At 36.6% G+C, this 6,740-nt stretch carries 5 protein-coding genes and 1 rRNA gene; 2 read left to right on the top strand and 4 right to left on the bottom strand.

Going from position 1 to position 6,740, the window contains the following annotated elements; all coding sequences use genetic code 11:
* Window positions 1-246 (bottom strand): 16S ribosomal RNA (locus ACFSFW_RS09210); the annotation flags it as partial.
* 482 nt (window positions 247-728) lie between these two features.
* Here ACFSFW_RS09210 and ACFSFW_RS09205 point away from each other — a divergent pair.
* Both ACFSFW_RS09205 and ACFSFW_RS09200 read left to right on the top strand, forming a co-directional pair.
* Window positions 729-926, top strand: coding sequence for a hypothetical protein (locus ACFSFW_RS09205; protein ID WP_099361783.1), 198 nt, complete (start codon window positions 729-731; stop codon window positions 924-926).
* A 130-nt stretch (window positions 927-1,056) separates the two neighbouring features.
* The gene (locus tag ACFSFW_RS09200; RefSeq protein WP_388037408.1) at window positions 1,057-2,013 is read left to right on the top strand and encodes a processed acidic surface protein; all 957 of its coding nucleotides are present in this window, start codon (window positions 1,057-1,059) and stop codon (window positions 2,011-2,013) included.
* A 39-nt stretch (window positions 2,014-2,052) separates the two neighbouring features.
* Here the strand turns inward: ACFSFW_RS09200 and ACFSFW_RS09195 are convergent, their stop codons facing one another.
* From ACFSFW_RS09195 to ACFSFW_RS09185, 3 genes are all read right to left on the bottom strand, one after another.
* Window positions 2,053-2,964, bottom strand: coding sequence for a DMT family transporter (locus ACFSFW_RS09195; protein ID WP_388037405.1), 912 nt, complete (start codon window positions 2,962-2,964; stop codon window positions 2,053-2,055).
* 82 nt (window positions 2,965-3,046) lie between these two features.
* A complete protein-coding gene (locus ACFSFW_RS09190; protein ID WP_388037402.1) occupies window positions 3,047-4,948 on the bottom strand; it encodes a beta-propeller domain-containing protein in 1,902 nt (633 codons plus the stop codon).
* A gap of 190 nt (window positions 4,949-5,138) precedes the next feature.
* Entirely contained in the window at window positions 5,139-6,737 is a 1,599-nt protein-coding gene (locus ACFSFW_RS09185; RefSeq protein ID WP_388037399.1) for an aminotransferase class V-fold PLP-dependent enzyme, read from the bottom strand.
* Window positions 6,738-6,740: the final 3 nt, after the last annotated feature.

The following is a 6,740-nucleotide window of genomic DNA, read 5'->3' as shown; positions in this document are numbered from 1 at the left end:
CCGCGGGCCCATCTATAAGTGATAGCTAAAAGCCATCTTTTAATACGAGACCATGTGGTCTCATATATTATCCGGTATTAGCTCCGGTTTCCCGAAGTTATCCCAGTCTTATAGGTAGGTTGCCCACGTGTTACTCACCCGTCCGCCGCTAACTTTTGGGAGCAAGCTCCCAAAAGTTCGCTCGACTTGCATGTATTAGGCACGCCGCCAGCGTTCATCCTGAGCCAGGATCAAACTCTCCAATAAGAGTATTGATTGCTCAATAGTTTGTTACTTTAGAATTAAACGTTGACGCTTGTATTGTGTTCAGTTTTCAAAGAACTTTGTCCATCGCCCTGAAGCGACTTTTCTAATATAACATTTTTGTTTTTGAGTGTCAACTTCTTTTTTAAAAAGTTTTTTTATCACTCATTCAATTTCTGTATCGCTTGTTTTGGCGACAAGAATTAATATATCATCACTTTTAACCTTTTTCAATACCTTTTTTTAAAAAAGTTTTAAGGATTTATTAAAAAGCACTCTCTTCTCTTTTCTCTACTAATTCATCATGTGATAAAGCCATAAATATTATACAAGAAATAGTTTTGGTATGAAATACTTTTTATAGGAATTAGTAAAGCTGGTTCTATTAGATTTATCTATCCATTTAAGTTCTCTATTATTTTATTCATATTTACTAGAGTGCCTCATATATTTTATTAATGGGATTTTTGGAAGGAGGAAAGGTTTTGATTTTTGACTTTTTGCAAGCAGTAGGAATGTTTTTATCATTAGCTATGTGCTTATTTTTGTTTTCATTCGTATATATTGAAGGTTTGAGAATAAGTAATAATGAAGGAAGAATCGAGGCCAGCACTTTTATCACTTTTGTTTCGTCTATCATTATGGCATTCGTTTTCAGTTTTTTTGCTAGTTCCTTTTATTAATTTCGTTTCCATTCTGACATTCCTATCACTTGGATGTCAGTTTTTTTATGCCTATTCTTCTCTCATATGCATTATTTGGTAAAAGTTGAAAATACTAGACCTATGAATATAATGGCTTGGAGGAAGAGGAATGAAGAAGTTATTACTAATTGGGGTTATTTTTTTATTCCAGTTTTCGTTTTTATCTAATGGTGTGTTTGCTGAGGTAACCCCTGAGGAATTAAAGAATTACACATCAGAAACCGGTTTTACCGAGAGTGATCTTGAGGATTATTTAGCAGTTTACGATCTATCCGTAAAGGATTTTGAGACTGTTGATGAATTGGTTTCCTATTTAGGTGAGCCTGTTAACAAAGAAACAATCCAGACTCTATTATCAAAACATAATATAAATGAGGATGAGTTACAGCATATCCTTGGTGGTTTTGGGGAGTCAATCCATGATTATTTATTTATTAAGGACCTCGAAACTACGGTTGATTTCTATTTAAACCATGCTGAGGTAATAGTAGAGGCAGAGCGGATGCTCTCAGAGATTGGATTAACCGAAGATGAGATTGATGGTTTATTTCTTCACTTTTTAAGTCTAAATGATATGAATTTTGAGGAGAATATGAAATCTCTTAGTTCTAATTTAGAACAATATTTCTCCTATAATAGCTCAGAGGGTTTATCGGCAGAGCAGCAAAAAGAGCTTCTTGTGATGTATGATAAAATGATTGAAATCTTTGAGTTACAGCCACGGTACTATCTATTAAAAGATGGTGTTAAAGAAGCTGTTGCATATAATAAGCTTCTTGAGAAAAGTTCACTTGATGGGGCAGACCTATTAGTTGAGCTATACCGGACAAATGATGAGTACTTGCTGGACCTTAAGGTTTCCGAGGATATGCTAGCTTCTGACTTTATCCTTGTACGTGGAGAAAAGTTACTTACGGTAGCAACTCTTGCTACAGAAATGAGTGTAAAGGTACAAGGGAATAAGCTCCCAACAACGGCTAGTCCTTATTCCAATCTACTATTAATGGGAGTCCTATTAATAGTGATGGGAATCGGCTCCGTTTTTATGACTCGAAAATTCACTTAAAACAGAAGCCATGTCTACGCTAATAGACATGGCTTTTCTTTACCCTACACTTTGCTCTGATAGTTGAACCCGCTGTTTTTTCTTCCTTTCACCTATGGAGTAAAGCCAAATACCCAGTATGATAATGACTCCCCCAAATATCTGTGTATGGATAATTTTTTCTGATAGGATAAAGTATGCTAGTATCGCTGCACCAACTGGTTCAAATAGGATACTTACCGAAATAGTTGAGGTACTTACCCATTTTAATGACCAGTTGAAAAGATTGTGGCCGAGTAAGGTAGGTACAATTGCTAGTAGTAAGAAGTACATCCAATCTTGACTCGCGTATCCTCCTAATGGATATTTGAGGATCACTACGTATAAGAATAAGGTAATTGTACTTATGCTGTAGACAACAAATGTATAGGTGACAAGTGTTAGGCGTTTTCGTACTGTTTGCCCAAATAACAAATAGGCTGTAACCATTATGCAGGAAACAATCGCTAAAAAGTCACCATATAACGCACTCCCACTTATTTGGAAATCTCCCCAACTAATAATGATACTACCACATAGAGCTAAACAGGTACTTAAGATTGCGCCTAAGCCTATTTTTTCTTTAAACAAAAAATAGGTTCCGATAAAAGCAAAAACAGGCTGCATGGTAACGAGAACAGTTGAGCTTGTTACGGATGTGTAGTTGAGTGATTCGAACCAAAGTATGAAATGTAGAGCTAAAAATACCCCTGAAATGCTAGAAAATAGCCAATCTCTTTTCTTTATCGCCCGCAGTTCATTTCTATATTTCCATAAAAAAACAGGTAACATCAGCAGAACTGTAAAAAAGAGCCGGTAAAAAGCGATAACGGGTGCAGGCGCATTTGCTAATTTCACAAATATAGCCGAGGTGGATACCGAAACGGCACCAATGGCTAATACAAAGTATGGATTTATTTTCGGTTGATTCATGTATGTCCCTTCATTCCTTATATAATCTTATTAAGTATATAAGATAAATACCAAAAAAGGATAGAAGAAATTCTACCCTTTTTTAATCCAATGAAGATGAAGAAATTTGCTCATAGTTTTTTACGTTATATGCAGAAATTTTTGTCGGCGAAATAGCGTATAGATTATCACCGATTGTCAGGACTCGTTGAATCTCACCCTCCCATGTTTCATATGGCCCAGGAACGTCATGTGATAGCTTTGCTTTAAGTTCAATTCCTTCTAAATTGATATCGTACACATAAGCTCCCTGAAATTCGAAACTTTGTTCGTACTGTTTTCCTTCTATATTTTGAAAAACAGTAATAGGGAATGCGAAGATTCCTTTTTCCTTATTAAACAATAGAGCCTTATGGTCATAATTTAAAGGCGAGTATGTTCCTCTACCACCAATGATTTCTGTAAATTTCTCCTTTGGATGATTCACATCTCGAATATCAAACAAGGAAATTTTGATCCCATCTGTATACACCCTTGGCTCACCCGTACTTGTTTTATCGGCGACCACCTTTGTGTCATAACCAAAACCAATTAGATGGTTATCGTCATACGGATGAAGGTAATTACTAAAGCCCGGTATTTTCAACTCACCTAATACCTTTGGATTTTTTGGATCGCTAGCATCAATCACAAACAATGGATCGACTTGTTTAAAGGTAACAATATAGATTCGTTCCCCCATAAATCTTGCAGAATAAATTCGTTCTCCACGAGCTAAATCACTTAAGGAACCAATTTGCTTTAAATTCTCATCATAAATATACAAATTATTCGCAGAAGGTTTGTTGGTATTCCAAGTATCCCCTTTCGTTGTGGCTACTCGGAAAGTACCGTTGTACTCGTCCATTGAAAATTGATTTAAAATCGTTCCTGGTACTTCAGTCGAACTATGGAATTCGACTTTGTCCTTTTCCACTGAGAATTTATATAAGCTTGTATTAGGAGAGTTATCAGTCCCACCCTCCATAAAAGGTACGGCATAGTAGCTTGAAACCGCAATATAAATGTTCTCCTTTGACATATACATTTGATTTCCACTTCCTATATAAGAAGTAATCGAAGCTTCTTTTTTAGGCTCATTCAAATCAAATGCTGCAATTAAAGTGAAGTTGGATTCTTTTGACCCTGGTATATATTGAATGTCTTCATATGGGATTAACGTGCTTTCATCTTTATGTGCAGTATCTGAAAATCGCGGTCTCAATTCGACCTCATCGTCCCTCATGTCTTCCATAATCCAGTAATTCGGATAATGATTAGATACGAGATATACGTAATTGTCTATTCTCCGTGATGTCACATGGTTGCCTTCTACTTCTACCCTACGTATTTCCTCGGGATTACTAGGATCATTTATGTCGTAAACAATGGCCGTTGTAGCTTCAAAATGTCTAGGCGGGTATATCATCTTACGCTGATTTGGATTTACATGTGGTGTACTATCACGGAATGTATAACCAATTACGACGAGCTGGTCTTCATACAAAAATAATTGGCTTGGTGAAAATGAGTGTGAGAATGATATAGATTTTAGTAAAGACATTTCCTTTGCAGGTGCTGCTTTAATGACATTAAGCTTTCCATCAATGATTTGAAAAATATGTTTTCCATTTGTTTTTACAATGTCTGCTTCATCAACACCCTGAACCTGTGTATTCGTTTCTGAATGATCACTTCCACCTTCAGTGGCTTGATCAGCTGCGGAGGATTCATTTGTTACGGACATTTCTTGTTTAGCGGTATCCCTTCCGAAAATACTAAACCTTTGATTCCGCTTTTCTTCCTTAAGAGCTTCCCGAAATATCTCTTGGAGTTTTTCTTTTGTGACGGGTTGGATTTCAGTATCCACCTGGTTGACAACGGTTGGTTTAGAAGTGGTAAAAAATATAGTCATAGCCGTGATTATAATAACTGAAGCAAGATAAATGAACCATCTTTTCTTCATCCATTTCACCCCTTTTCCACTTAGACGAAACTCGGAAAGAAATGTTACATAAAAAGAAATGCGGAAGGCGCTCGCCCATCGGCGACAAGCATAAGACAAGCGCTGACAGAAGGCGCCTTCTGCCTTCCGAAGCGATTGGCTTATGACTCGAGCCGATAGCGCCTAGAGCTAGACAAAAAAAGAAAACCCTCTATACCGAGGGTTCTCCTAATTTTGCATATTGATTTAATAATAGCTCAAACACTCGTAGCATTCTTGCTATTTTCTTTTCATCGTGGTTGCTTAGACACGAGATTTGAATCCATTTCTTTTCTTGTAAATAGCTGCTTTCATAGTGAAGGTAATACCCTTGTAGTGCCATATCATCTCCAAAGTCCCCTGAAGAAATATGGTTTGGTAGTAACACCGTCATGATTGCAGGTGATGAAGATTCTTGTGGTGTTAAAATCTGTAGGCCAAGACCTTCAAGATATTCACGAATCAACTTGTATCTTGTTTTTATTTCAGAATAATACTCATCTATTTCGTATTTTTTAAGAGCTTGATTTAAAGCCTCTAGCAAGTTCGAGGAATGGGAATATGGAATACTTTGATTATAGGCATACATTCCGAGATCCAAATATCTTGGAATTGACTGATTTGGCACGACTTCATGATTATGGAAGACAAATGAGAGTCCAGTATAGCCACCAATTGCTTTCCCGCTCACCCCTGATGCCAAGTATATATTCTGGAAATCTAGTTTAACTGCTCCAATTGTACTAATACAATCCAGACAAAGCTTGACATTGTTCTTCAGGCAGATTTCTTTTAAATCTCCATAATTTATGAGCATACCTGTAGAGGTTTCACTATGGACACCCCAAAGCCATGTATACTCACCATTTTCGAGTTCACTCTTTATATCAGCTTCTGTAATAGGAGTTCCCCATGTTTTTTCTAATCTTGTAAAAGCTAAACCAGCTCGATTAGCATGATCAATTAATCTTGACCCAAACTCTCCATTGCTAATGATTAGGCCTTTACCTCCTAGTACAGATAGCTGGGCTGCAATAACATCATTAGCTAAAGTACCAGAGCCAACCAAAATTTCCACATGCTTTGAGTTTGTCATTTTACATAATTTCTCTCTTACAGACTTCATTTGAAATGAAAATTCATTCGAACGATGGGAAATCGGCTCCTCGCCAAGTGCTGCTTTTACATCCTCGCTTATTTTAATTGGGCCAGGTAAAAAGCTAACAGGTTCTTTTAATATTCTGCCAGCCAAAGATTCATCAAACGTCTGTTTTGTTAAATACATCGGCCAAAACGATGCAACTTCGGTCCCAGTTAGAGATGCGAATGGTTTGAATCCTAATTGACGATATAATTTTTCTTGTCTTGTTGTTCCTGAGATTAAGGCAACATCATAGCCTTCTTTCAAGCAATAATTAGACATAAGCTGGGCAAGGCCGAAAAAGATCCTCCCATTATTCCGATATTCTTCCTCAACAGCTAGCAAACGAATTTCGCACGGACTATCTGGTTTAACTGGTAGCTGTTCATCAAGATTTGGAAGCTTATGATCAAGTGAAAACGGTCTATTGGCTCTTACAGCAATCATACCTACTAATTTAGAATCCTTTACGCAAATTAAATATGTATTTTCATCATGAAATTTATCAATTAACATTTTTTCTTCATTTTTTTCATGCTGTGGAATTTCTTCAACAAATGTTTTGTAGTTTAAACGATGGATTTGATTAAATTCTTGTTTTGTCCGTGCTATTTTAAAGACAAAAGTCACGTT

The sequence above is a fragment of the Ferdinandcohnia salidurans genome, from assembly GCF_042680725.1.
In the GTDB taxonomy this organism is placed as follows: Bacteria; Bacillota; Bacilli; order Bacillales; family Bacillaceae_L; genus Ferdinandcohnia; species Ferdinandcohnia salidurans.
Note: the sequence above shows the minus strand (reverse complement) of the source record. Positions and strands in the feature narration are given on the sequence as shown.

Coding starts and splice junctions, on each gene's coding strand:
- ACFSFW_RS09200 (WP_388037408.1), top strand. CDS start 1,057: ATGAAGAAGTTATTACTAATTGGGGTTATTTTTTTATTCCAGTTTTCG.
- ACFSFW_RS09195 (WP_388037405.1), bottom strand. CDS start 2,964: ATGAATCAACCGAAAATAAATCCATACTTTGTATTAGCCATTGGTGCC.
- ACFSFW_RS09190 (WP_388037402.1), bottom strand. CDS start 4,948: ATGAAGAAAAGATGGTTCATTTATCTTGCTTCAGTTATTATAATCACG.